22 protein-coding genes are annotated in these 23,819 nt (G+C 69.5%); 3 read left to right on the forward strand and 19 right to left on the reverse strand.

Annotated elements, in window-relative coordinates; all coding sequences use genetic code 11:
* Position 1 precedes the first annotated feature (1 nt).
* Both QM774_RS04860 and aspS read right to left on the reverse strand, forming a co-directional pair.
* Positions 2-1,138, reverse strand: coding sequence for a phosphotransferase family protein (locus tag QM774_RS04860; protein ID WP_414974806.1), 1,137 nt, complete (start codon positions 1,136-1,138; stop codon positions 2-4).
* The gene (gene aspS, locus QM774_RS04865; protein WP_414974807.1) at positions 1,135-2,958 is read right to left on the reverse strand and encodes an aspartate--tRNA ligase; all 1,824 of its coding nucleotides are present in this window, start codon (positions 2,956-2,958) and stop codon (positions 1,135-1,137) included. Before aspS ends, QM774_RS04860 begins: the two co-directional genes overlap by 4 nt.
* Positions 2,959-3,109: 151 nt before the next feature.
* On the opposite strand from aspS, the gene QM774_RS04870 reads away from it, so the two are divergent.
* Positions 3,110-3,979 carry a neutral zinc metallopeptidase gene (locus tag QM774_RS04870; protein WP_414974808.1) on the forward strand — a complete coding sequence of 290 codons (870 nt, stop codon included), beginning with the start codon at positions 3,110-3,112 and terminating at the stop codon, positions 3,977-3,979.
* 64 nt (positions 3,980-4,043) lie between these two features.
* On the opposite strand, the gene hisS is transcribed toward QM774_RS04870, so the two are convergent.
* Positions 4,044-5,318 carry a histidine--tRNA ligase gene (hisS, locus tag QM774_RS04875; protein WP_414974809.1) on the reverse strand — a complete coding sequence of 425 codons (1,275 nt, stop codon included), beginning with the start codon at positions 5,316-5,318 and terminating at the stop codon, positions 4,044-4,046.
* Positions 5,315-6,019 (reverse strand): MBL fold metallo-hydrolase, encoded by a 705-nt coding sequence (locus QM774_RS04880; protein ID WP_414974810.1) that lies wholly within the window; start codon positions 6,017-6,019, stop codon positions 5,315-5,317. Before QM774_RS04880 ends, hisS begins: the two co-directional genes overlap by 4 nt.
* Positions 6,020-6,210: 191 nt before the next feature.
* On the opposite strand from QM774_RS04880, the gene QM774_RS04885 reads away from it, so the two are divergent.
* The gene (locus QM774_RS04885) at positions 6,211-7,188 is read left to right on the forward strand and encodes a peptidylprolyl isomerase (protein WP_414974811.1); all 978 of its coding nucleotides are present in this window, start codon (positions 6,211-6,213) and stop codon (positions 7,186-7,188) included.
* 13 nt (positions 7,189-7,201) lie between these two features.
* Here QM774_RS04885 and QM774_RS04890 read toward each other — a convergent pair whose 3' ends face one another.
* The 12 genes from QM774_RS04890 to QM774_RS04945 all read right to left on the reverse strand — a co-directional run bounded on the left by QM774_RS04890 (position 7,202) and on the right by QM774_RS04945 (position 19,479).
* Positions 7,202-9,508, reverse strand: coding sequence for a RelA/SpoT family protein (locus QM774_RS04890; protein WP_414974812.1), 2,307 nt, complete (start codon positions 9,506-9,508; stop codon positions 7,202-7,204).
* Between the two features lie 13 nt (positions 9,509-9,521).
* Positions 9,522-10,088 carry an adenine phosphoribosyltransferase gene (locus tag QM774_RS04895; RefSeq protein ID WP_414974813.1) on the reverse strand — a complete coding sequence of 189 codons (567 nt, stop codon included), beginning with the start codon at positions 10,086-10,088 and terminating at the stop codon, positions 9,522-9,524.
* Positions 10,085-11,776, reverse strand: coding sequence for an ABC transporter substrate-binding protein (locus tag QM774_RS04900; protein WP_414974814.1), 1,692 nt, complete (start codon positions 11,774-11,776; stop codon positions 10,085-10,087). The genes QM774_RS04895 and QM774_RS04900 overlap by 4 nt, the downstream gene beginning before the upstream one ends.
* A complete protein-coding gene (gene secF / locus QM774_RS04905; RefSeq protein ID WP_414974815.1) occupies positions 11,773-12,897 on the reverse strand; it encodes a protein translocase subunit SecF in 1,125 nt (374 codons plus the stop codon). The genes QM774_RS04900 and secF overlap by 4 nt, the downstream gene beginning before the upstream one ends.
* Positions 12,894-14,495, reverse strand: coding sequence for a protein translocase subunit SecD (gene secD / locus QM774_RS04910; protein ID WP_414974816.1), 1,602 nt, complete (start codon positions 14,493-14,495; stop codon positions 12,894-12,896). The genes secF and secD overlap by 4 nt, the downstream gene beginning before the upstream one ends.
* 11 nt (positions 14,496-14,506) lie before the next feature.
* Positions 14,507-14,887, reverse strand: coding sequence for a preprotein translocase subunit YajC (gene yajC / locus QM774_RS04915; RefSeq protein WP_414974817.1), 381 nt, complete (start codon positions 14,885-14,887; stop codon positions 14,507-14,509).
* A gap of 37 nt (positions 14,888-14,924) precedes the next feature.
* The gene (gene ruvB, locus QM774_RS04920; protein ID WP_414974818.1) at positions 14,925-16,004 is read right to left on the reverse strand and encodes a Holliday junction branch migration DNA helicase RuvB; all 1,080 of its coding nucleotides are present in this window, start codon (positions 16,002-16,004) and stop codon (positions 14,925-14,927) included.
* Positions 16,001-16,597: a Holliday junction branch migration protein RuvA gene (ruvA, locus tag QM774_RS04925; protein WP_414974819.1), complete on the reverse strand. Its 597-nt coding sequence runs from the start codon at positions 16,595-16,597 to the stop codon at positions 16,001-16,003. Before ruvA ends, ruvB begins: the two co-directional genes overlap by 4 nt.
* Positions 16,594-17,166, reverse strand: a complete 573-nt coding sequence (ruvC, locus tag QM774_RS04930) for a crossover junction endodeoxyribonuclease RuvC (protein ID WP_414976595.1) — start codon at positions 17,164-17,166, stop codon at positions 16,594-16,596. Before ruvC ends, ruvA begins: the two co-directional genes overlap by 4 nt.
* A gap of 83 nt (positions 17,167-17,249) precedes the next feature.
* Entirely contained in the window at positions 17,250-18,005 is a 756-nt protein-coding gene (locus QM774_RS04935) for a YebC/PmpR family DNA-binding transcriptional regulator (protein ID WP_414974820.1), read from the reverse strand.
* Positions 18,002-18,628: a pyridoxal 5'-phosphate synthase glutaminase subunit PdxT gene (pdxT, locus tag QM774_RS04940; protein ID WP_414974821.1), complete on the reverse strand. Its 627-nt coding sequence runs from the start codon at positions 18,626-18,628 to the stop codon at positions 18,002-18,004. Before pdxT ends, QM774_RS04935 begins: the two co-directional genes overlap by 4 nt.
* The gene (locus QM774_RS04945; RefSeq protein WP_414974822.1) at positions 18,625-19,479 is read right to left on the reverse strand and encodes an acyl-CoA thioesterase; all 855 of its coding nucleotides are present in this window, start codon (positions 19,477-19,479) and stop codon (positions 18,625-18,627) included. Before QM774_RS04945 ends, pdxT begins: the two co-directional genes overlap by 4 nt.
* 54 nt (positions 19,480-19,533) lie before the next feature.
* Here QM774_RS04945 and QM774_RS04950 point away from each other — a divergent pair, with 54 nt between their 5' ends.
* Positions 19,534-21,495: an acyl-CoA dehydrogenase gene (locus QM774_RS04950; protein ID WP_414974823.1), complete on the forward strand. Its 1,962-nt coding sequence runs from the start codon at positions 19,534-19,536 to the stop codon at positions 21,493-21,495.
* A 7-nt stretch (positions 21,496-21,502) separates the two neighbouring features.
* On the opposite strand, the gene QM774_RS04955 is transcribed toward QM774_RS04950, so the two are convergent.
* The 3 genes from QM774_RS04955 to QM774_RS04965 form a co-directional block, all read right to left on the reverse strand.
* Positions 21,503-22,306, reverse strand: a complete 804-nt coding sequence (locus QM774_RS04955; protein WP_414974824.1) for a PP2C family protein-serine/threonine phosphatase — start codon at positions 22,304-22,306, stop codon at positions 21,503-21,505.
* A gap of 6 nt (positions 22,307-22,312) precedes the next feature.
* The gene (gene pdxS, locus QM774_RS04960; RefSeq protein ID WP_414974825.1) at positions 22,313-23,215 is read right to left on the reverse strand and encodes a pyridoxal 5'-phosphate synthase lyase subunit PdxS; all 903 of its coding nucleotides are present in this window, start codon (positions 23,213-23,215) and stop codon (positions 22,313-22,315) included.
* 95 nt (positions 23,216-23,310) lie between these two features.
* Positions 23,311-23,814, reverse strand: a complete 504-nt coding sequence (locus QM774_RS04965; protein WP_414974826.1) for an NUDIX hydrolase — start codon at positions 23,812-23,814, stop codon at positions 23,311-23,313.
* Positions 23,815-23,819 lie beyond the last annotated feature (5 nt).

Below are 23,819 nucleotides of genomic sequence, written 5' to 3' on the forward strand. Positions count from 1 at the left end.
GTCAGTCGAACCAGAACACCCGGAGTGCCCGCTCCAGGGTCTCGGCCTGGTCGCGCAACTCGACGTCACCGGCCCGCTGCGCCGCGTCGGCGAGATCCGCCCACCGGGTGAGGACCACGCGGGCATCACCGGTGTGCAGGGCCCAGTCGGAGCCTTGGCCGCCGGGGCCGGTCTCCCCGCCCTCGATCATCCAATAGGTGCTCAGCCACACCCAGAGAGTCCTCGCCGCCAGAATCTGCCGGGCGACACGGGCATCGCTGCCCAGATCGGGCCAGAGGGCCTGCACCTCGGACCGCCAGGCGTCGACAAGGCTGGTCTCGAGTTCTTCGCGGTGCGACACCGTGGATTCGTCCAGGTACACCGGGAACGTCGCGAGCGCGTAGGCGACGTCGAGTGCGGCGTCCCGGAACGCGGCGTGCTCGTAGTCCATGAACTGGACGCCCTCGTCGTTGAGCAGGATGTTCTCCGGCCCGACGTCCGAGGGGCTGAACGCCCGGTGGTCGCCCTCGGCGAACAGCTCGGCGCCGGCCCGCAGTTCGGCGGCCAGCCGCTCGGGGACTGCGATGCCCAGGCGGTCGGCGATCCGGTCCGCGGCGCGCACCCCGGCGTGGGCCTGACGGGCCACTTCGTCGCCGTGCGGCTCGTACCGGCCGGTCGTCCGCCGCAGCAGCGCGTCGAAGTCTCCTTCTCCGCCGAGGGTCGCAGCATGCATCCGGCCGAGCGCCTGTCCCCAGGCGCTGACTCCGCGGGCCGCATCGTCGGCGTCCTCGTCGAGGAGAGCGACCATGCTGCGGCCGTCTCCGAGATCGGTCAGCACGAGCACGCGGGTATCGGTGTCCACGGCCAGCAGTTGCGGTCCCGGCTGCGAACCGGACGGCAGTGCCGTGGCGTACCGGTAGGCGGCGACCTCCCGCAGGAACGGTCCGGCCGGGGCACCGTCGCCGAGCGCCTTGACCACCACGGTCCGGTCCGGCGTGAGGGTGTTCTCGCTGACCCGCGCACGGATGACCGTGCTGCGACCGCTGCCGCCGAGATCCTCCGGATCACTCAGCGCGACCGGGGCGCCGGCGCGACGGGACAGCAGTTCCTCGCCGACGGTGAGCACCTCGGCGAGGATCTGATCGGCCAGAACGGTCATCGCTTGTTCGCGTCGTCCTTCGGCTGCGGCGCCGTGGCCTGAGCGTCCTTGGGCTGGGTTTCCTTAGGCTGGGCGTCGATGCCCGACTCCTTGCGCTGCTGCGGCGTGATCGGTGCCGGCGCGTCGGTCAGCGGGTCGATGCCGCCGCCCGACTTCGGGAAGGCGATCACCTCGCGGATGGACGGCTCCCCCGCCAGCAGCGAGGTGATGCGGTCCCAGCCGAAGGCGATGCCGCCGTGCGGCGGCGCACCGTAGGCGAAGGCGTCGAGCAGGAAGCCGAACTTCTCCTGCGCCTCGGCCTCGTCGATACCCATGATCGCGAAGACACGTTCCTGCACGTCGCGGCGGTGGATACGGATCGAGCCGCCACCGATCTCGTTGCCGTTGCAGACGATGTCGTAGGCGTAGGCCAGGGCCGAACCCGGATCGGATTCGAGTGTGTCGAGGCATTCCGGCTTCGGCGAGGTGAAGGCGTGGTGCACGGCCGTCCAGGCGCCGGAACCGACGGCGACGTCGCCGGAAGCGGTGGCGTCGTCCGCCGGCTCGAACAGCGGCGCATCCACCACCCACGTGAACGCCCAGTCACCGTCTTCGATGAGTCCGAGCTTGTCGGCGATCTCACCGCGCGCGGCACCGAGCAGGGCACGCGAGCTCTTGACGGCACCGGCGGCGAAGAACACGCAATCGCCCGGCTTCGCGCCGACGTGCGCGGCCAGGCCGTCCCGCTCGGCGTCCGACAGGTTCTTGGCGACCGGGCCGCCGAGCGTGCCGTCCTCCTGGACGAGCACGTACGCCAGGCCCTTGGCGCCGCGCTGTTTGGCCCATTCCTGCCAGGCGTCCAGCTGGCGGCGCGGCTGCGAGGCGCCGCCCGGCATCACGACGGCACCCACGTACGGCGCCTGGAAGACGCGGAACGGCGTCTGGGCGAAGTAGTCGGTGCATTCGACGAGCTCGATGTCGAACCGCAGGTCGGGCTTGTCGCTGCCGTACCGGCGCATGGCGTCGGCATAGGTCATGCGCGGGATCGGTGTGGTGATCTCGTAGCCGATCAGCTTCCACAGCGCGACGAGGACCTCTTCGGCGAGGGCGATCACGTCGTCCTCGTCCACGAAGCTCATCTCGATGTCGAGCTGGGTGAACTCGGGCTGACGGTCGGCGCGGAAGTCCTCGTCCCGGTAGCAGCGCGCGATCTGGTAGTACCGCTCCATGCCGGCGACCATGAGCAGCTGCTTGAACAGCTGGGGACTCTGCGGGAGCGCATAGAACGTGCCGGGCTGCAGACGCGCCGGAACCAGGAAGTCGCGGGCGCCCTCCGGGGTCGAGCGGGTGAGCGTGGGGGTCTCGATCTCCACGAAGTCGTGCTCGGCCAGGACCGAGCGGGCGGCGGCGTTGGCGGCCGACCGCAGCCGGATCGCCTTGGCCGGGCCTTCGCGGCGCAGGTCCAGGTAGCGGTGCTTGAGTCGGGCCTCTTCGCCGGGCTGTTCGTCGAGCTGGAACGGCAGCGGCGCCGCCTCGTTCAGCACCACGAGCTCGGTGGCGTTGATCTCGACGTCACCGGAGGCGAGCTGCGTGTTCTCACTGCCGTCCGGACGGACCTCGACCTCACCGGTCACCTGGACGCAGTATTCGGCGCGCAGCTTGTGTGCGGCCTCGGCGACCTGCTCGTCGCGGAAGACGACCTGGACCAGACCCGAGCTGTCGCGGAGGTCGATGAACACGACTCCGCCGTGATCGCGGCGACGGGCCACCCATCCGACGACGGTGACGGTCTGCGAGGCGTTCTCACGACGGAGCGAGCCGGCGAGATGGGTGCGGAGCACGGAGGACCTTTCTCAGGAAGCCGAACGGCAGGAGGATTCGCCTTCGATGGTAGTGGTCGCCACCGCCGGTGGAACCCCCCACCCGGCGATCGCGTTCGCCCGAGGCGGACACTTGCGGCGAAACCACCCCCTGTCGTGTCATGATGCTCTCGTGACTTTCCAAGGCAACGGCCCTCTCGACACCAGCCAGGTCCACGGCGGCAGCGCATCCGGCGGCGGTGCGGCACGCATCGCCATGGGCGGCGGCGCCGGTCTCCTCCTGACCCTGGTGGCGCTCTTCCTGGGCATCAATCCGTCGATCCTGAGCGGAGCGAGCAGCGGTCTGCAGACCTCGCAGTCCAGCGGCACCAACTCGACCGACGCCCAGCTGCAGCAGCACATCGACTCCTGCACCATCGCACTGGCGAACACCGACGACGTCTGCCGCATCGTGGCGACCACCAACAGTGTCAAGCAGGTCTGGTCGCAGATCCTGGGCAGCGAGTGGACGCAGCCGCAGACGCAGATCTTCAGCGGCGCGGTCAACACCGGGTGCGGTCCGGCCTCCTCGGAGATGGGCCCGTTCTACTGCCCGGTCGACCAGACCGCCTACTTCGACCCGACGTTCTTCGCCGAGCTCAAGCGCATGGGCGGCTCGGACGGCCCGCTGTCGCAGGAGTACGTCGTGGCGCACGAGTTCGGTCACCACGTCGAGAATCTGACCGGCGTGCTCGCCAAGGGCCAGCGTCTGGGCAACCCCGGCTCGGTCCGCATCGAGCTGCAGGCCGACTGCCTGGCCGGCGTCTGGGCCTACCATGCCGACAAGGGCCCCAACGCCATGCTGGCGCCGCTGACCGATCAGCAGATCGCGACGGTCATCCAGACCGCCCAGGCGATCGGCGACGACACGATCCAGGGCGCGCGCTCCAATCCGGAGAACTGGACGCACGGCAGTGCCGAGCAGCGCACCCGCTGGTTCAAGATCGGCTACAGCCAGGGTGATCGCACGCAGTGCGACACCTTCGCCACCAACGATCTGTAGAGACCGCAGACACGAAGACCCGGACCGTTTCGGTCCGGGTCTTCGTCGTTCGGCGCCGGCGCGCTCAGCGAGTACCGGAGAGTCGCGCGACGAGGTCGTTCACGATGCCGTCGAGCGGCACCTTGCTCTGCGCACCGTCGGAGAGATCCTTGAGTTCCACGGTGCGCTCGGCGAGTTCGTTCTCGCCGAGGACAAGAGCGAAACGGGCTCCGGATCGGTCGGCGGCCTTCATGGCGCCCTTCAGACCGCGGTCGCCGTAGGCGAGGTCGACGCGGATGCCGGCCGAGCGCAGCTCTCCGGCGAGCGCCACCAGCTCGTCCTTGGCGGCGGCTCCCAACGGCACCCCGAACACCTCGACCCGGCCTTCCCCGGCCACCGAGACGCCTTCGGCGGCCAGCGCCAGCACGGTGCGGTCGACGCCGATACCGAAACCGATCCCGGACAGGTCCTGCTTGCCGCCGATCTGCTTCATCAGACCGTCGTACCGTCCGCCGCCGCCGATGCCCGACTGTGCGCCGAGACCGTCGTGGACGAACTCGAAGGTGGTCTTGGTGTAGTAGTCCAGGCCGCGGACCAGGCGCGGGTTCAGTTCGTAGGCGACGCCGAGCCGGTCCAGATGGGAGCGCACCTGCTCGAAGTGCTCGCGGGCCGAATCCGACAGATGATCGATCATCAGCGGGGCGCCGGCGGTCATCTCCTTGACCTCGGGCCGCTTGTCGTCGAGCACCCGCAGCGGATTGAGCTCGGCGCGCTGCGCGGTCGCCTCGTCCAGGTCGAGGCCCCGGAGGAACGTCTGCAGCGCCTCCCGGTACTGCGGACGGCAGGTGTCGTCGCCGAGCGAGGTCAGCTCGAGGCGGTAACCGGACAGACCCAGCCGCCGGTAGCCCTCGTCGGCCACCGCGATCACCTCGGCGTCCAGTGCCGGATCGTCGACGCCGATGGCCTCGACGCCCACCTGCTGCAGCTGACGGTAGCGACCGGCCTGGGGCCGCTCGTACCGGAAGAAGGGCCCGGCATAGCAGACCTTGACCGGCAGCTGGCCGCGGTCCAGGCCGTGCTGGATGACGGCCCGCATGACACCGGCCGTCCCTTCGGGGCGCAGCGTGACCGAACGGTCACCGCGATCGGCGAAGGTGTACATCTCCTTGCTGACCACGTCGGTGGACTCACCGACACCGCGGGCGAACAGCGCCGTGTCCTCGAAGACCGGCAGCTCGATGTGCCCGTAGCCGGCCCGGTGGGCGGCATCGGTCAGCGCGGTACGGACGGCGAGGAAGTCGGCCGAGGCCGGCGGGTAATAGTCCGGGATCCCCTTGGGTGCGGCGAACTCTCCACTCACAGTCCGAAACGTCCTTTCTTGTCGTCGCCTGCGACGTCCTGCAGGAACGGGTTGCCGGCGCGTTCAGCGCCGATCGTGGTCTGCGGTCCGTGCCCGGGCAGGATCACGGTGTCGTCCTCACGCGGCAGCAGCAGGCGTGAGATCGAGTCGAGCAGTTGAGCGTGGTCGCCGCCGGGCAGATCGGTGCGGCCGATCGAGCCCGCGAACAGCACGTCCCCACTGAAACAGACCGGCACCGTCGTCTCGTCGGAGGGTACGTCGATCGACAGCAGAACGCTGCCGCGCGAATGCCCGGGCGCGTGGTCGACCTTCCAGCGGATGCCCGCCACCTCGATCTCCTCGCCGTCGGCGAACTCGATCACCTTCTCCGGTTCCCGGAACGTCAGGACACCGATCATGGTGGCCAGGGCACGCCCGAGACCGGCACCCGGGTTGGAGAGCTGTTCGCGATCGTCGGCGTGGATGTAGGCCGGAATGGAGTACTCGTCGGCGAGTTCCTGGGCGTTCCAGGTGTGATCGAGGTGACCGTGGGTGAGGAAGACCGCGACCGGTGTCAGTTTCCGTTCGGCGAGGATCTCCCGGACCGCCGGCGCCGAGTCCTGACCGGGATCGATGATCACGGCCTCACCGCCGGACTCCTCCGCGGACACGAGGTAGCAGTTGGTCTGGAACATGCCGGCGGGGAATCCGGTGATCAGCACGGGCGCCGTCCTCTCTCCAGGCTGGTGTGCGGCCGTCCGGCCGCGTGGACTCCCATTCTGTCATTCGACTGTGGGTTCGCGTCCCGGGGCCGCGGGTCTGCGCTCGGCCGGCCACCGCTGCGATAGCATGGGTCGCCGATGGCGAAGTCGCGGAACCGCGACCTCGCGTGCACCCAGGAGGATACGAGAGCGTGTCGACCAACGAAGAGCGTCGCGAAGCCGCGAAGCGCAAGCTCGAGGATCGCCTCGAGGCCGAACGGCAGCAGGCGCACAAGCGCCGGATGACGGTGCTCGGCATCGTCGGTGTGGTCGCGCTGGCCGCGGTCGCGACGGGCGCCTTCTTCGGTTTCCGTGCCTGGGACAACAGCCGGCACACCGAGTGCACGTACGCCAAGGCGGACGATCCGTTCGCCAGCCTGCCCACCGACGAGCAGATGAAGCAGCAGACTCCCGCTGACCAGCAGGAGGAGGCCGCCAAGCTGCTCGCCCTCTACCGCGAGGGGATGAAGCAGAAGCGCACCGCCCCGCCGCCGGAGGATCGCACCCTCAAGTCGGGCACCGTGCACATCACGTTCGACACCAGTCAGGGCGCCCTCCCGATCACCATGAACCGCGCCGATGCGCCATGCAACGTCAACGCGATCGAGTCGCTGGCCGGCGGTGACTACTACAAGGACGTCGCCTGTCACGCCATGACGGTCTCCGACCAGGGCGGCGCCGTCCTGTGCGGCGACCCGACCGGGACCGCGATGGTGCCCGGCTGGATGGCCGGCGGCAATCCCGGCTGGGTCAGCCCCACCGAGAAGCCGCAGAACCTCAAGGCCGCCCCGTCGTCCGGTGAGCAGACCGACCCGACCCAGCAGCCGGTCGTCTACCCGCGCGGCACGGTCGCGGTGGCCAACGTCGACACGTCGGCGGCCATGCAGGGCGGCAGCGGTAATCCGACCGGCAGCGCCACCCTGTACTTCTTCCTGCAGGACACGCCGATGCTTCCGGACTTCGCGGTGGTCGGCACCGTCGACAAGAACGGCCTGGCCGTGCTCGACAAGATCAAGAACGGCGGCATCGCTGCGGGCCCGATCTCCGGGACCACTGAGCCCGGCAAGCCGCTGCAGTCGGGTGTTCCGAAGAACAAGGTCGTCATCGAGAAGACCAGCGTCGACAAGTGACGCGCGGCGCCGGTCAGGCGGCCGACGTCACGCGATAGACGTCGTAGACGCCTTCGACGTTGCGCACCACGTTCAGGACGTGACCGAGGTGCTTGGGATCGCCCATCTCGAAGGTGAACTTGCTGATGGCGACCCGATCGCGGCTGGTCTGCACCGACGCGGACAGGATGTTGACGCGCTCGTCCGCGAGGACGCGGGTGATGTCGGACAGCAGCCGGTGACGGTCGAGGGCCTCGACCTGGATGGCGACCAGGAACACCGAGGACGGGTTCGGCGCCCACTTGACCGGAACCAGGCGTTCTTCCTGGTTGCGCAGATCGTCGGCGTTGGTGCAGTCGCTGCGGTGCACGCTCACGCCGCCGCCGCGGGTCACGAAGCCGAGGATCTCGTCGCCGGGCACCGGCGTGCAGCACTTGGCGAGTTTGATCAGGATGTTGTCGACGCCCTCGACCTCGACGCCGCTGTCCCCGCCCGACGAACGGGTGCCCTGGGGAACGGTGGACGGAGTGGACCGTTCGGCCAGCTGTTCCTGCGCCTCGTCGACGCCGCCGAGCATGGCGACCAGACGGTGCACCACGCGACCGGCGGTCAGGTTGTGTTCGCCGACGGCCGTGTACAGCGCGTCGACGTCCGAGTAGCCGAGTTCGGCCGCCAGCGCGGTGACCGATTCGGCGGACAGGAGGCGCTGCAGCGGCAGACCACCACGGCGCACCTCCTTGATGATCGCTTCCTTGCCCGCCTCCAGGGCCTCCTCGCGCCGCTCCTTGGCGAACCACTGGCGGATCTTGGTCTTCGCTCGGGGTGAGACGACGAAGTTCTGCCAGTCCTTGCTGGGGCCGGCGGCCTCGTCCTTCGAGGTGAAGACCTCGACCACTTCCCCGTTCTCCAGGGGACGCTCCAGGGCGACGAGACGTCCGTTCACGCGGGCGCCGATACAGCGGTGACCGACTTCGGTGTGGACGGCGTAGGCGAAGTCGACCGGGGTCGATCCGGCCGGCAGGGTGACCACGTCGCCCTTCGGGGTGAAGACGAAGATCTCCTTGACCGCGAGGTCGTACCGCAGCGATTCGAGGAACTCCCCCGGATCCGCAGCCTCCCGCTGCCAGTCGAGGAGCTGACGCATCCAGGCCATGTCGTCGACTTCGGCGACGTCGGTGGCCTTGCGGCCCTTGCCTTTGCGTCCCTCCTTGTAGCGCCAGTGCGCCGCGATGCCGAATTCGGCGGTGCGGTGCATGTCGTGGGTGCGGATCTGGATCTCCAGGGGTTTGCCCTCCGGACCGATCACGGTGGTGTGCAGCGACTGGTAGACCCCGAAGCTGGGTTGGGCGATGTAGTCCTTGAAACGGCCCGCCATCGGATGCCACAGCGAGTGGACGACGCCGACGGCGGCGTAGCAGTCTTTGACCTCGTCACAGAGGATCCGCATGCCGACCAGATCGTGGATGTCGTCGAAGTCGCGGCCCTTGACGATCATCTTCTGATAGATCGACCAGTAGTGCTTGGGGCGCCCTTCGACGGTCGCCGAGATGCGGGCGCCCGCCAGGGCGTTGTTGAGGTCGGTGCGCACGCGTTCGAGGTAGGTGTCGCGGCTGGGGGCGCGGTCGGCCACCAGGCGCACGATCTCCTCGTAACGTTTCGGATGCAGGATCGCGAACGAGAGGTCCTCGAGCTCCCACTTGACGGTGGCCATGCCGAGCCGGTGCGCCAGCGGCGCGATCACTTCGAGCGTCTCCCGGGCCTTGCGGGCCTGCTTCTCGGGAGGCAGGAAGCGCATGGTGCGCATGTTATGGAGCCGGTCGGCCACCTTGATCACCAGGACGCGCGGGTCGCGCGCCATGGCGATGATCATCTTGCGGATCGTCTCGCCCTCGGCGGCGCTGCCGAGAGCCACCTTGTCCAGCTTGGTGACACCGTCGACGAGGTGCGCGACCTCCGGCCCGAAGTCGGACTCGAGCTGTTCGAGCGAGTAGCCGGTGTCCTCGACCGTGTCGTGGAGCAGGGCCGCCACCAGCGTGATGGTGTCCATGCCCAGGTCCGCGAGGATCGTCGCGACCGCGAGCGGGTGGGTGATGTACGGGTCACCGGACTTGCGGAACTGGCCGTCGTGCAGCCGGGCGGCGGTGTCGTAGGCCTTCTGCAGGATCGCGACGTCGGCCTTCGGGTAGACCTCGCGATGCAGTGCGGCGAGCGGCTCCAGAACCGGGCCGACGGCACTGCGCGGAGCAGCCGTCATGCGGCGCGCCAGTCGCGCCCGCACCCGGCGCGAACTCAGTGACGCGCTGCCGTCCTCGGGACGGCGTCCGGTCTCCGCTTCGCTCATGCAGCGATTCTATTCAGCCTTCGCACACCGTGCGCACCGGAACGTCGGCGCCGAGTCCGTCCCGCACCACGCTGCGCCCCGGCATGCCGGCCAGTTCCATGATCACCGCGATCGAATGAACCTGGGCGCCGGCGTCGCGCAAGAGCGCCCCGGCGGCCACGGCGGTGCCCCCGGTGGCCAGCACGTCGTCGGTCACCGCGATGCGCTTACCGCGCAGGTCCAGGCCTTCGGCCGGCACCTCCAGCCGCGCCCGGCCGTATTCGAGCTCGTAGTCGATGCCGATGACCGGCGGCGGCAGCTTGCCGCCTTTGCGGACCGCCACCACACCGACCCCCAGTTCGGCGGCGACGGCGCCGCCCAGCAGGAAGCCGCGCGCATCGAGTCCGGCGATGAGGTCGGCGCCGCGACAGAAATCGGCGAGCGCGGCGACGATGGCCGCCAGACCCTCCGGGTCGGCCAGGACCGGTGTCAGGTCCTTGAACGCGATGCCGGGCTCGGGGAAGTCCGGGACCAGGCGGATCTTCCGGTCGATCGCCTCCCGGGCACGGTCGACGGCGGCGGCGGTGACGGGATCGGTCACTTGCGGGTCCAGCGGTCCATGTTCCAGCCGGTGCCGGTGGCGGCCATGCCGGGCACCACCCGCTGCACCTTGTCGGTGGCTTCGCGGGCACGGACGGTACCGAAGAGCGGGATCGACACCACCGAGTCCCACGCCGCGGTCTCGATGCTGCGCAGCAGGGGCAGTCGGGCGCTGTCGCTGACCGTCAGCGACAGGTCGTTGACCGCGCCGGACACCTGGGCGTCGCGGAAGTCCGGCAGGTCCAGGCCGTCGCCGCCGAAGAGCTGGTAGGCGGCCGGGAACCCGCTGGCGGTGCCGGCCGCGGCGATGCCGGTCGGGCCGTTCGCGATCAGCACGTCGACGTCCTTGCCGAGCGAGGCCGGGGTGAGCTCGGTGGCCGAGTCGTCGGTGACGTCGATGCCTGCCGCCGTGCACGAGTTCGCGATGTCCTCGACGATCGCCTTGTCGACGGCATCGGGGGCCACGTAGCCGATGCGCACGGTCGGCTTTCCCGGGGCTTCGCCCTGCCGGTCGCCCAGCAGCGTGCGGGCGCGGGCGGCGTCGGCGCGCGGATACCGCTTGGCGAACTGCTGGTTGAGAGCGCTGCCGAGCGAATCGGCGGGCGCGACGGTACGCAGCGACCAGACGAGGCCGTTCGCGCCGTATTTGCGGGCCAGGGTGTCCCGGGGGACGCACGCCGCGAACGCCTTGCGCATGGCCGGATCGGCGAAGGCGCCCTTGCCGGACAGGACCAGCGAGGTCACCGAGAGTGGACGTGCGTCCTTGGCTCCGGCACGGTTCTGCGGTGCCGTCGACTCGGTGCGGCCCTGCATGCGGTCGGCGGCCGACAGATCGGCGGTGTCGACGACGTCGATCCTGCCGTCTTTCAGCGCCGTGTCGTAGTTGGTGCCGCGCGGCCAGACGGTGATGTGTTCGGCGGCCGGGCGTTCACCCCACCACGCCTGGTTGGCGATCAGTTCGAGACCCTTGTCGGTGGTGTAGCCGGCGACCCGGTACGGGCCGGCGGACGGGAAGTCCTCGGCCGTCACCTTGCCCGGATGCATCTCGAATCCGGTGTTCCAGGCGTCGGCGATCTTCGCGAGCGCCGCCGTGTCGTTCTTGGTGATCGGATCGACCACGTTGGCCACCCCGGCCTTGCGGGCCACCACGTGGGCCGGGAGCAGTGCACCGACGCCGAACAGTGCCCGCCAGTCGGCGTAGTCGCGGCCGCGGGCGAAGGTGACCACGGCGGTCTTGCCGCCGGGAGTGCATTCGATGTTCGTGATGTCGCGGTAGCCGGCTCCGGTCGCCGCGTTGAAGCCCTTCACGTGTCCGCCCATGGCGGTCGCGGCCAGCATGATGTCGTCGCACGCCATCGGCTGTCCGTCGGAGTACTTCGCGCCGTCGGCGAACGTGTAGGTGACCTTGAGCGAGGAACCCTGCTCCATGCTCACGGTGCCCACGTCCCGGTCGGCGACGAGTTCGCCGTCCGGACCGAGGTAGCTGAAGCCGGGCAGTACGCGGGCGAGGGCCATCACCGCACCCGACGAGAACCCGTCGACGGTGTTGACGTTGTAGTTGTTGACCCGCGCGTCGATCAGATAGTTGATCGTCTGCGGTCCGGAGGGGCCGCAGGCTGCCAGCGCCGCCGTCAGGCTCGCCACGAGACCGGCGCCGAGCAGGCGCCGGATCCCGCGACGGGCTGTCATGCCGCGCTCCGCTCGCGGCGGCCCAGGACCTTCCGCGTGTGCGCGGCGACGTCCTTGCGCCGCTCCTTCAGGGTGACCAGCAGCGGGGTCGCCAGGAAGATCGACGAGTACGTGCCGACCACGACACCGACGAGCTGGATCAGCGCCAGGTCCTTCAGCGTGCCGACACCGAGCATCCAGACCGCGATCACCATCAGCGCGATGATCGGCAGCACCGAGATGATGGTCGTGTTGATCGACCGCATCAGGGTCTGGTTGACCGCCAGGTTGGCCTGTTCGGCATACGTCCGGCGGCTGGTCGCGAACACCGATCTGGTGTTCTCCTGCACCTTGTCGAACACCACCACCGTGTCGTACACGGAGAAGCCCAGAATGGTGAGCAGGCCGATCACCATGGCCGGCGTCACCTCCCAGCCGACCAGCGAGTACACGCCGGCGGTCACCACCACGTCGAAGATGAGTGAGGCCATCGCGGCGATGGACATCTCCCGGTCGAAGCGGATCGCGATGTACACGAAGATGATGATGAGGAACACCACCAGCGCGATCGCCATCCGTTTGGTGATCTCGTGACCCCAGGTGCTGGAGACGTCGGAACTGCTGACGTCCGCGGCCTTGATGGTCGGGCCGAACTTGTCGACCAGGGCCTCGGTGACCTTGTTGGTCTGGCTCTGATCGAGGTGCTCGGTGCGCACCTGGATGGAAGCGGTGTCGCCGGACCCGGCGATCTGGACCGATTCGGGCGGGCTGCCGAGGGCGTCGCCCACCACCTGCTCCACCGAATGGGTGGTCAGCGGCGCGGCGTTCGGCAGCGAGATCTCGGTGCCGCCCTCGAAGTCGATACCGAAGGTGAAGCCGCGGAAGATCATCGACAGCACACAGATCAGCATGATCACGCCGGAGACGATGTACCAGCGCTTGCGCTTGCCGATGATGTCGAAGGCACCGGTACCGGTGTACAGCCGGGAGAAGAACGACCGCTTGGTGTCGGCGACGTAGTCGGCGTCCTCCCACTCGGTGGTGGGCGCGGCGTCGTCGACGACCTGTGCCGCGGCCGTACCGCGGGCCGAAGTACTGCGGACCGGGGCACTGTGGCGGCCGGTGCGGTTCGGCTGAGTCACTGCGCACCTCCCTTCACGGTTGCGTCCTTCACGCGGCCGGACGCGCGGCGGCGCTCGCGGGCGACGTCGCTCACCGCCCCCAGACCGTTGACGCTCGGCTTGGACAGGAACTGCGAACGGCTGGCGAGCACCACGAGCGGGTGCGTCACCAGGAACACGATCATGATGTCGAGGATGGTCGTCAGACCCAGCGTGAACGCGAAGCCCTTCACCTCGCCGACGGCCAGCAGGTAGATGACCACCGAGGCGATGAAGCTGACCGCGTTGCCCGTCCAGATCGTGCGGCGGGCACTGGCCCAGCCGCGCGGAACGGCCGAGCGGAAACTTCTGCCCTCGCGCATCTCGTCCTTGATGCGTTCGAAGTAGACGACGAACGAGTCCGCCGTCATGCCGATACCGATGATCAGACCCGCCATGCCGGCCAGGTCCAGGGTGAATCCGATCCAGCGACCCAGCAGCACGATCACGCCGTAGACCATGAGGGCGGCCAGGATCAGGGAGCCGACCGCCAGGAAGCCCAGCATGCGGTAGTACACGAGCGCGTACAGGAAGGTGGCGATCAGGCCGATCGCACCGGCGATCAACGCCGCCTTCATCGCCGCCATGCCCATCGTCGCCGACACCGTCTGAGCGTCGGACGCGGTGAACGAGAGCGGCAGCGAGCCGTACTTCAGCGCGTTCGCGAGCTGCTCGGCGTCGTCCTTGGTGAACAAGCCCGAGATCTCGGTGGTACCGGTGATCTTCTGGTTGATGGTCGCGGCACTGATGACTTCGGAGTCCAGGGTCACCGCGGTGACCTTGCCGACGTTGGCGCCGGTGTACTGCGCCCACGTGGTCTTGCCGGCGCCCTTGTAGTCGACGTTCACCGTCCACTGACCGGTCTGGTTCTGGCCCGCGGCGGCCTTCTCGACGTCCCGGCCGTCGATGATCATCGGCGCCAGCAGGTAGACGCTCTTGCCGTCCGTGCCGCAGGCGACCAGGTACGAGTTCGGGTCGTCGTGGCCGACGAGCGGATCGTTCTTCTCGTCGGAGCAGTCGAGCTTGGCCATCTCGTCGGTGAGCGCCTTGATGCGCGCCGGGTCGGCGTCCTTCGGTGCCTGTCGCAGCGCACGCTGCGCGTCGATCGCGGCCTTCTGCTCGTCCCCGGTCATCTCCGAGAAGTTCTGCTTCGGTGCGGCCGGTTGTTTGGTCGCGGCACCGGACTGCTCCACCGGGCGCACGTACAGCCGCGCAGTCTGACCGAGCGAACGAGCCTGCTTGCCGTCCTCACCGGGAACGGTGATCACGATGTTGTCGCCGCTCACCACGACTTCCGAGCCGCCGACGCCGAGGCCGTTGACGCGCTGTTCGATGATCTGGCGGGCCAGATCCAGCTGGTCGCGCGGCGGCTTCTTGCCGTCGTCGGTCCGTGCGGTCAGCACCACGCGGGTGCCGCCCTGCAGGTCGATACCCAGTTTGGGCTCCGGCTTACCGCCGCCGGTGAAGAAGATCAGCGCATAGACGACGCCGAGGATCAGCGCGAACACGGTCAGCGGCTGCCACGGCGGGACTTCGCGCCGCGCGCGGACCTTGCGCGGTCGTGGGGTGGGATTGCTCACGGGCGAACAGCCTACTTGTCGTCGGCGTCGGAATCGGTGTGCGGCGCGTCGGTGTCCTCGGCCGCGGTCGCGGCGGTGTCGTCGGCCGGGGTCACGGCGGTGTCGTCGGCCGGGGTGACGGCGGCGTCGTCCTGCTCCTTGACGACCTCGCGGATCGCCAGGCGGTTCCAGGTGGTCACGACGCCGGGTGCGATCTCGACGTCGACGGAGTCACCGCCGTCGTCGGAGACGATGGTGCCGAACAGACCGCTCGACAGCTGGACGCGTGCGCCGGGCACGGCCGACGACTGCAGGTTCTCCATGGCGGCGCGCTGCTTCTTCTGGTTGCGCATGCTCAGGAACACGAAGGCGGCCAGCATGGCCACGATCAGGATGAGAAAGGTGGGATCCATGACGACCAGTGTGCCAGGCCGCCGGCGTGCGAACCGATCAACCCTCGCCGAAGAGCGTGGGGGCGTCGTCGCGACCGCGGACGCCGTAGGTCTGGCTGAGGGCTCCGGCGGGCGGCTGCAGACCGAGATGCCGCCATGCGGCGGCCGTGGCGACCCGTCCACGGGGGGTGCGCGCGATCATGCCGGCACGCACCAGGAAGGGCTCGCACACCTCCTCGACCGTCGCCGGCTCCTCCCCGACGGCCACCGCCAGGGTCGAGACGCCGACCGGACCTCCGCCGAAACCGCTCACCAGCGCGTGCAGCACGGCCCGGTCGAGCCGGTCGAGACCGAGTTCGTCGACGTCGTACACCTGGAGGGCGGCGCGCGCGCTGGCCAGATCGACGCGGCCGTCGCCGCGCACCTCCGCGTAGTCGCGGACCCGCCGCAGGAGGCGGTTCGCGATGCGGGGCGTGCCACGGGAGCGCCCGGCGACCTCGGCGGCCGCGTCGTCGGCGAGGTCGATCCCCAGGATCGACGCCGTCCGGCGCAGCACCCGCACCAGTTCGGCGGTCTCGTAGAACTCCATGTGCGCGGTGAAACCGAACCGGTCCCGGAGCGGTCCGGTCAGGGCACCCGAGCGGGTGGTCGCCCCGACGAGAGTGAACGGGGCGACGTCGAGCGGGATGGAGGTGGCGCCGGGGCCCTTGCCGACGACCACGTCCACCCGGAAGTCCTCCATCGCGAGGTAGAGCATCTCCTCGGCGGGCCGGGCGATCCGGTGGATCTCGTCGATGAACAGCACGTCGCCCTCGACGAGATTGGACAGCATGGCCGCCAGGTCGCCGGCTCGTTCGAGGGCCGGACCGGAGGTGATCCGGATGGCGGCCCCCATCTCGGCGGCGATGATCATGGCCAGGGACGTCTTGCCGAGGCCGGGCGGACCGGACAGCAGGATGTGATCCGGGGTGCCGCCACGCTGCCGGGCGGCGTGCAGGACGAGTTCGAGCTGCTCGCAGACCTTCGGCTGGCCGATGAAGTCGGCCAGCGACTTGGGGCGCAGGCTCGCATCGAAGTCGCTGTCCCCCGGGACCAGCGACGCCGCCAGCAGTTCCTCGTCCGGGTACTCGTCGCTCATCGTCGCGGTCCCAGGGTCGCGAGCGCGGTGCGCAGCAGGGTCGACGAGTCGGCGTCCGGCGCCTCGGCCAGTGCCGCGGCCACCGCCTGGGAGGCGGCGTTCTCGGTGAAGCCCAGACCCACCAGGGCCTCGGTCACCTGGTCGCCGGTCGATCCGGCCGGTCCCGCTGAGACACCGCCGGCGACGGCCGCGGCCGGGCCGACCTTGTCGCGCAGTTCGACGGTCAATCGTTCGGCGACCCGCTTGCCGATACCGGGCACCGAGGTCAGCGCTTTCACGTCGGAGTCGGCGAGGGCCCGGCGCAGCCGGTCGGGTTCGAGCACCGCCAGCGTCGACATCGCCAGCCGCGGTCCGACACCGCTGACCGTCTGCAACAGGCCGAAGAGTTCCCGGGCGTCGGGGTCGGTGAAGCCGTAGAGGGTCATCGAGTCTTCGCGGACGACCATCGCGGTGAGCAGACGCACGTGTTCGCCCCGGGTGAGAGTGCCGAGCGTCGGCGGTGTCGCCAGCACGCGATAGCCGACGCCGGCGCATTCCACGACGGCGTGATCGAGCGCGATGTCGATGACCTCGCCGGAGACCGAGGCGATCACTGCCCCACCGCCTTTCTGCGCGCCGATGCGAGCTTGCGCCGGTGCTCGTCCTGCATCTGCCGGGCCTTCGCGGCCGCCGCCTCCATGCGATCGTTCACCGGGCCGCGCCAGCAGTGGCAGATCGCCAGCGCCAGGGCGTCGGCGGCATCCGCCGGCTTGGGCGCCTGCTGCATGCCGAGGATCCGGGTCACCATCATGGTGACCTGCGCCTTGTCGGCCCGGCCGGAGCCGGTGACGGCCGCCTTCACCTCACTGGGAGTGTGGAAGCGCACCGGGACCTCGCGCTGCGCCGCGGCGAGGGCGATCACGCCGGCGGCCTGGGCCGTGCCCATCGCGGTGCTCACCTGCCGTTGCGCGAAGACTCGTTCCACGGCGACGACATCCGGGTGGTGGGTGTCCATCCAGTGCTGGGCGGCGACGTAGACGGCGAGCAGCCGGTCCGCCAGGTCCATCGAGGCCGGCGTGCGGACGACGTCGACGTCCAGGGCGGTCACCGACCGTCCGCCGGACGACTCGACCAGCGCGATGCCGCACCGGGTCAGACCCGGATCCACACCCATGACGCGCACGTCGCCGCCTCTCACCGATCACCGAACAGTTGTTCGAGATTCTAGCGGAAGGCGGCGACGGGCCGCGGTCGACACGCGGAGTGTCAGTCCTCGTCGAGTTCGGCGAGGACCTCGTCGCTCAGGTCGACGTTCGTGTACACGTTCTGCACGTCGTCGGAGTCTTCGAGGGCGTCCACCAGCTTCATCACCTTGCGGGCGCCGTCGGCGTCCACCGGGACCTCCACCGAGGCCCGGAAGTCGGGCTCGGCCGAGTCGTAGTCGATACCGGCCTCCTGGAGCGCGGTGCGGACCGCGACCAGGTCGCCCGGTTCGCAGACGACCTCGAAGGCCTCGCCGAGGTCGGTGACCTCTTCGGCGCCGGCGTCGAGCACGGCCATCAGGACGTCGTCCTCGGACTGCCCGGCCTTCTCCAGGGTCACCACGCCCTTGCGGGTGAACAGGTACGACACCGAACCCGGATCGGCCATGTTGCCGCCGTTGCGGGTCATGGCGGTGCGGACCTCGCCGGCGGCGCGGTTGCGGTTGTCGGTGAGGCACTCGATCAGCACGGCGACGCCGTTCGGGCCGTAACCCTCGTACATGATGGTCTGCCAGTCGGCGCCGCCGGCCTCTTCGCCGCCGCCGCGCTTGCGGGCGCGTTCGATGTTGTCGTTGGGGACCGACGACTTCTTCGCCTTCTGGATGGCGTCGTACAGGGTCGGATTGCCCGCGGGGTCACCGCCGCCGGTGCGGGCGGCCACCTCGATGTTCTTGATCAGCTTGGCGAACATCTTGCCGCGCTTGGCGTCGATGACGGCCTTCTTGTGCTTGGTAGTGGCCCATTTGGAGTGACCGCTCACTGTTGTTCCCTTCCCTGGACGATGTCCACAAAGTACTGGTGCACCCGATGGTCTCCGGTGACCTCCGGGTGAAACGACGTCGCGACGACGTTGCCCGCTCTGCCGCCGCGCACCGCGACGATCCGTCCCTGCTCCGGCCCCGACGGAATCCTCGCCAGGACCTCCACGCCCTCGCCGGCCTCCTCGACCCACGGCGCCCGGATGAAGACCGCGCGCAGCGGCTCCGCCCCCGGACGATCGGTGATGCCGGTGAAATCCAGATCGGTCTCGAAGGATTCGGTCTGGCGGCCGAAGGCGTTGCGCCGGACGGTGATGTCGAGCGCGTCGAGGTGCTTCGCATCCGGACGGGTGTCCAGGATACGGGAGGCCAGCATGATCATGCCCGCGCACGACCCGTAGGCGGGCAGGCCGTCGTGCAGGCGCGCGCTCAGCGGATCGTAGAGGTCGAAGACGTCGAGCAGCCGGCTCATGGTGGTGGACTCCCCTCCCGGGATCACCACACCGTCGACCGCGTTCAGTTCGCCGACCCGGCGCACCGGTACCGCGTCGACGTCGCAGGCCTGCAGTGCCGCCAGGTGCTCCCGGACGTCGCCCTGGAGAGCGAGGACACCGATGCGCGTCACGAATCGTCCCGGAGGAAGGTCTTGTACTTGTCCGGCACGTTGGTGCGGGACAGCCCTTCCTGGGTGACGGCGGCGACCAGGCGTCCGGACCGGTCGAAGATGCGGCCCTGGGTGAGGGCGCGTCCGCCGCCGGCCGACGGCGAGGTCTGGTCGTAGAGCAGCCAGTCGTCGGCGCGGAACGGGCGCAGGAACCACATCGCGTGGTCGAGGGAGGCGGTCTGGGTCGGCACCTCGTGGTGCGGGACCTTGGCCGAGCCGAGCAGGGTCATGTCGCTCATGTAGGCGAGCGTGCACACGTGCATCACCTGGTCGTCGGGCAGCGGATTGCGGTACCGGAACCACACGCGCTGCTGCGCCGCGAAGACGTCGTTGGTGACGAGTTCGGCACGGGGGACGACGCGGACGTCGAAGTTCTCCCACTCCTGGTAGAGCCGCCGGTGCGGGGCGTCGACGTCGTCGTTGCGATTGACCAGGCTCTCCGGGTCGGGCGCGGGCGGCATCCGGTCCTGGTGCTCGATGCCTTCGTCGCCGGTCACCTGGAAGGACGCCGACATGGAGAAGATGGCCTCCCCGTTCTGGACGCCGGTCACCCGGCGGGTGCAGAACGATCGTCCGTCCCGGATCCGGTCGACCAGGAAGATGGCCGGCTCGTCGGGGTTGCCCGGCCGCAGGAAGTAGCCGTGCAGGGAGTGGACGGCGAAGTCGGGGGCGACGGTGCGCGTCGCCGACACGAGTGCCTGTCCGGCCACCTGTCCACCGAACGTGCGGAGCAGCGTGCTCTGGAACGCGCCGCCGCGGTAGATGTCGGCGTCGATCCGCTCGACGGCGAGGATCTCTTCGATGCTTGGCACGTCATGATTATCGCACCCCCTCGACCGGGCTCCGACGATCGGTAGGGTGCAGTCATGGGCCACATCGAGCAGACCCCGACCGAGACCACCACCGCGGACCTGTCCGCCGGCCTCCGCGCCGTCCTCGACGGCCGCTGGGCCGCTACCCGCGATCGGGTGCGCGACCACATCCAGGCGAAGGCGCTCGTGCCGCAGGCCGGGCTCTCGCTCGAGGACTATCGCGCCCGGATCCTGGATCAGATGCGGGACATCGCCGCCATGGGAATCCCGGCGGAGGGCTTCCGGAAGTCCGAGGGCGGCACCGGCGATCCCGGTTCGGCCGTCACCTCCATCGAGACTCTCGGATACGGCGACCTGTCGCTCATGGTGAAGTCGGGCGTGCAGTGGGGCCTGTTCGGCGGCGCCATCGAGAACCTCGGCACGCAGCGGCACCACGACGAGTATGTGAGGGGCCTGATCGACCTGGACGTTCTCGGCTGTTTCGCGATGACCGAGACCGGTCACGGCTCGAACGTGCAGGCCCTGGAGACCACCGCCACCTATCTGCCGGAGTCGCAGGAGTTCGAGATCGACTCCCCCGCGCCGTCGGCCCGCAAGGACTACATCGGCGGTGCCGCCCAGCACGCCCGCTATGCCACGGTGTTCGCGCAGCTCCTCACCGCGGCGCCCGGCGAGGAGCGGCGCAGTTACGGCGTGCACTGCTTCGTGGTGCCGATCCGCGACGCGGCAGGCGCCGATCTGCCGGGGGTGACCACCTCGGACTGCGGGTACAAGGGCGGTCTGCCGGGTGTGGACAACGGCCGGATCCTGTTCGACAAGGTCCGTGTGCCGCGTGAGGCGCTCCTGGACCGGTACGCCTCGGTGGCGACCGACGGCGCCTACTCGTCGCCGATCGAATCGGACAACCGACGCTTCTTCACCATGCTCGGCACGTTGATCCGCGGCCGGGTGACGGTGGGCGCGGCCGGTGGCGCCGCCGGCCGTCTCGCGCTCGCCCTCGCCGTCCGGTACGCACTGTTCCGCCGCCAGTTCGACGGTCCGGACGGCGGCGAGGAACTGCTGCTTCTGGATTACCGCGCCCATCAGCGCCGGCTGCTCCCGCTGGTCGCGCGCTCGTTCGCGTTCGCGATCGCCCAGAACGAGGTGACCGCCGAACTGCACGAGCTGCAGACCCGGGACCCGGCGGACGTCGACCCGGACGAGATCCGCCGCCTGGAGACCAAGGGCGCCGCCATCAAAGTGGGCCACACCGATCTCGCCGCGCGGGCGATCAACGAGGCCCGGACCGCGTGCGGCGGCGCCGGCTACCTCGACGAGAACCGGCTCGCACTGCTCCGCGGCGACATCGACGTGTTCACCACCTTCGAAGGCGACAACACGGTGCTCACCCAGCTGGTGGCGAAGAACCTGCTCACCGAGTACGCCCACGACGCGGCCGGCATGAACGCCGCCGGATGGGTGCGTTTCGTCGCGAAGCAGGCCCGGGACGTCACGTTGGAGAAGACCGCCGCCCGCCAGGTGGTGCAGACCCTGCTCGACGACTCGGGCGAGAAGCCGGAGGACTCCGACCTCACCCACGCCGGAACGCAGCTGCGTCTGCTGCGCAACCGCGAGGACCATCTCAAGCGCACCTGCGCCGCTCGTCTGCGCCGCGCCCAGGACGACGACGTGGACGCGCTGGAGGTGTTCACCGCCACCCAGGACCACATGCTGACGCTGGGCCGCGCACACATCGAGCGTCTCGTGCTGGAGAGCATGGTCGAGACGATCGCGGCGCTCGACGAGGGGCCCGTCCGGGACACCCTGGAGACGGTGCGCGACCTGTACGTCTATTCGCTGCTGGAGCAGGATCTCGGCTGGTTCCTCATGCACCGGCATGTGAGCGTCGAGCGCGCGAAGGCGATTCGCCGCGGCGTCAACGAACTCTGCGGCCGGCTGCGGCCGATCGCCGGCGACCTGGTGGACGCGTTCGGCGTCCCCGAGGTCGCCCTCGACGTGCCGATGCTGTCGTCCTGACGGTCGGCTACTCCGCCGGTGAGACGGTGACCAGGACGACGCTGACGTTGTCGTGGGCGCCGCAGGCGAGGGCGGCCTCGACCAGCGCTTCCACGCCGACCCGCAGGTCCGGGGTCTGACGCAGCACGAATTCGATCTCGTCGTCGGTCAGTTCGCCGTTGAGGCCGTCCGAGCAGAGCAGGACGACGTCGCCGGGAACGGCTCGGAACGCGGTGTAGTCGGCTTCGGGCGCGGTCATGCCGGCCCCGAGTGCACGTGTGATGACGTTCCGGCGCGGATCGATGCGGGCGGTCTCCGGGGTCAGGACACCGGCCTCGATGAGCTCCTGGACCTGCGAGTGGTCCACGCTGACCTGTTTGAGCTTGCCGCCGGTCAGCAGATAGGTGCGCGAGTCACCGATGTTGAAACCGACCCAGTGCGGTTCGCCGTGTGCGGTCGCCAGGACGACACCCGTGGCGGTGGTACCGGCCCGCCGCGCAGGGTCACCGTCGAGGTCCCCGATCCTTTCCTGGGCCTCGTCGAGGAGGTTCGCGAGGGCTGCGGTCGTCTCGTCGAGCTCGTCGCCGACGGGGGCGGCGGCCAGCGTCTGCAGAGCCGCTTCGCTGGCGAGTTCACCGCTGTCGTGTCCGCCCATGCCGTCGGCGAGCAGGTAGCGGCCGGGCTGCACCAGCACGGCGTCCTCGTTGGCGGCACGGACGCTGCCGACATGGCAGGCCACGGCCCAGTCGATGCGCAGGCCGGCCAGCTCATCGCTGCCCGACACCGCCGTGTCCCGGAGGATCGACGGTTCACTCGTTCCCGACTCGGCCACGGCGGATCACCACCCGCGTTCGGCGAGACGGTGCGGCTGCGGGATGTCGTCGACATTGATGCCGACCATGGCCTCTCCGAGGCCGCGCGAGACCTGGGCGAGCACGTCCGGGTCGTCGTGGAAGGTGGTGGCCTTGACGATCGCGGCGGCCCGCTGGGCCGGATTGCCGGATTTGAAGATGCCCGATCCGACGAACACGCCTTCGGCACCGAGCTGCATCATCATGGCGGCGTCGGCCGGGGTGGCGATGCCGCCGGCGGTGAACAGCGTGACCGGCAGTTTGCCTTCGCGGGCGACCTCGACGACCAGCTCGTAGGGGGCCTGCAGTTCCTTGGCGGCGACGTACAGCTCGTCCTCGGGCAGCGAGGTGAGGCGCCGGATCTCGTCGCGGATCTTGCGCATGTGGGTGGTGGCGTTGGAGACGTCGCCGGTGCCGGCCTCGCCCTTCGAACGGATCATGGCCGCGCCCTCGGTGATGCGGCGCAGCGCCTCCCCCAGGTTGGTGGCACCGCACACGAACGGCACGGTGAAGGAGAACTTGTCGATGTGGTTCGCGTAGTCGGCCGGGGTCAGCACCTCGGACTCGTCGATGTAGTCGACGCCCAGCGACTGCAGGATCTGCGCCTCGACGAAGTGACCGATCCGCGCCTTGGCCATCACCGGGATCGAGACGGCCTTGATGATGCCGTCGATCATGTCGGGATCGCTCATGCGCGAGACACCGCCCTGGGCGCGGATGTCGGCGGGGACCCGCTCGAGGGCCATGACCGCGACGGCTCCCGCGTCTTCGGCGATCTTCGCCTGCTCCGGGGTGACGACGTCCATGATCACGCCGCCCTTGAGCATCTCGGCCATTCCGCGCTTGACGCGGGCGGTTCCGGTGGCGGGGGTCTTGGCGTCGGTAGTCACTCTCACAGCTCCTGAAGTCATCACATGCACGCTGCTCGCCACGTGCGAGCACCAGATAAGTAAACCCGATGGTGGGCCGCGGACCCAAGGGCGGTCTATTCCGGGGTGAGGCGCTCGCTGATCTCGAAGTACTCCGGTAGTCGCGCGTGGCCGCCCAGGTGGAGCCAGCGCACCATTCGGCGGCCGCCGAGGGTGCGGGCGTCACGGACCGAGTCGTTGTAGAACCGGCGGGCGATGCTGACCCTGGCCTGGGCGTCGGCGAGCTCTGCGGTCAGGGCGGGCGGGCGCTGGTCGGGTCCGGTTCGGGCGAGCACGGTGGTGAGCCGGTTCTCGGCGGCCTCACGATCGTCCGGGGCCGCGTCCTCGGCGGCGGTCGCCGCCGCGGTCAGCGACGCCGCCAGGTCCGGGTCGTCACAGGTGGCGGCGATGGAGCGGGCGACCACCGCCCGGCGGTCCAGCGCGGACAGCAGCGAGGCGCGGGCCAGGTCGACGCGGACGTTGAGACGGTTGAGCCGGGTCGCGCGGGTCGCGGCCAGAACGCCCAGCCACAGCAGTGCGGCGACCGCGACGACGACGAGCAGAACGATCAGGGTGTGCACGTCGG

It is taken from the genome of Gordonia sp. (in: high G+C Gram-positive bacteria) (assembly GCF_047600565.1).
In the GTDB taxonomy this organism is placed as follows: Bacteria; Actinomycetota; Actinomycetes; order Mycobacteriales; family Mycobacteriaceae; genus Gordonia.

Excerpts from the sequence above, each read along its gene's own strand:
- QM774_RS04860 (WP_414974806.1), bottom strand. The coding sequence starts at position 1,138 with ATGACCGTTCTGGCCGATCAGATCCTCGCCGAGGTGCTCACCGTCGGC.
- QM774_RS04890 (WP_414974812.1), bottom strand. The coding sequence starts at position 9,508 with ATGAGCGAAGCGGAGACCGGACGCCGTCCCGAGGACGGCAGCGCGTCA.
- QM774_RS04900 (WP_414974814.1), bottom strand. The coding sequence starts at position 11,776 with ATGACAGCCCGTCGCGGGATCCGGCGCCTGCTCGGCGCCGGTCTCGTG.
- yajC (WP_414974817.1), bottom strand. The coding sequence starts at position 14,887 with ATGGATCCCACCTTTCTCATCCTGATCGTGGCCATGCTGGCCGCCTTC.
- ruvB (WP_414974818.1), bottom strand. The coding sequence starts at position 16,004 with ATGAGCGACGAGTACCCGGACGAGGAACTGCTGGCGGCGTCGCTGGTC.
- QM774_RS04950 (WP_414974823.1), top strand. The coding sequence starts at position 19,534 with ATGGGCCACATCGAGCAGACCCCGACCGAGACCACCACCGCGGACCTG.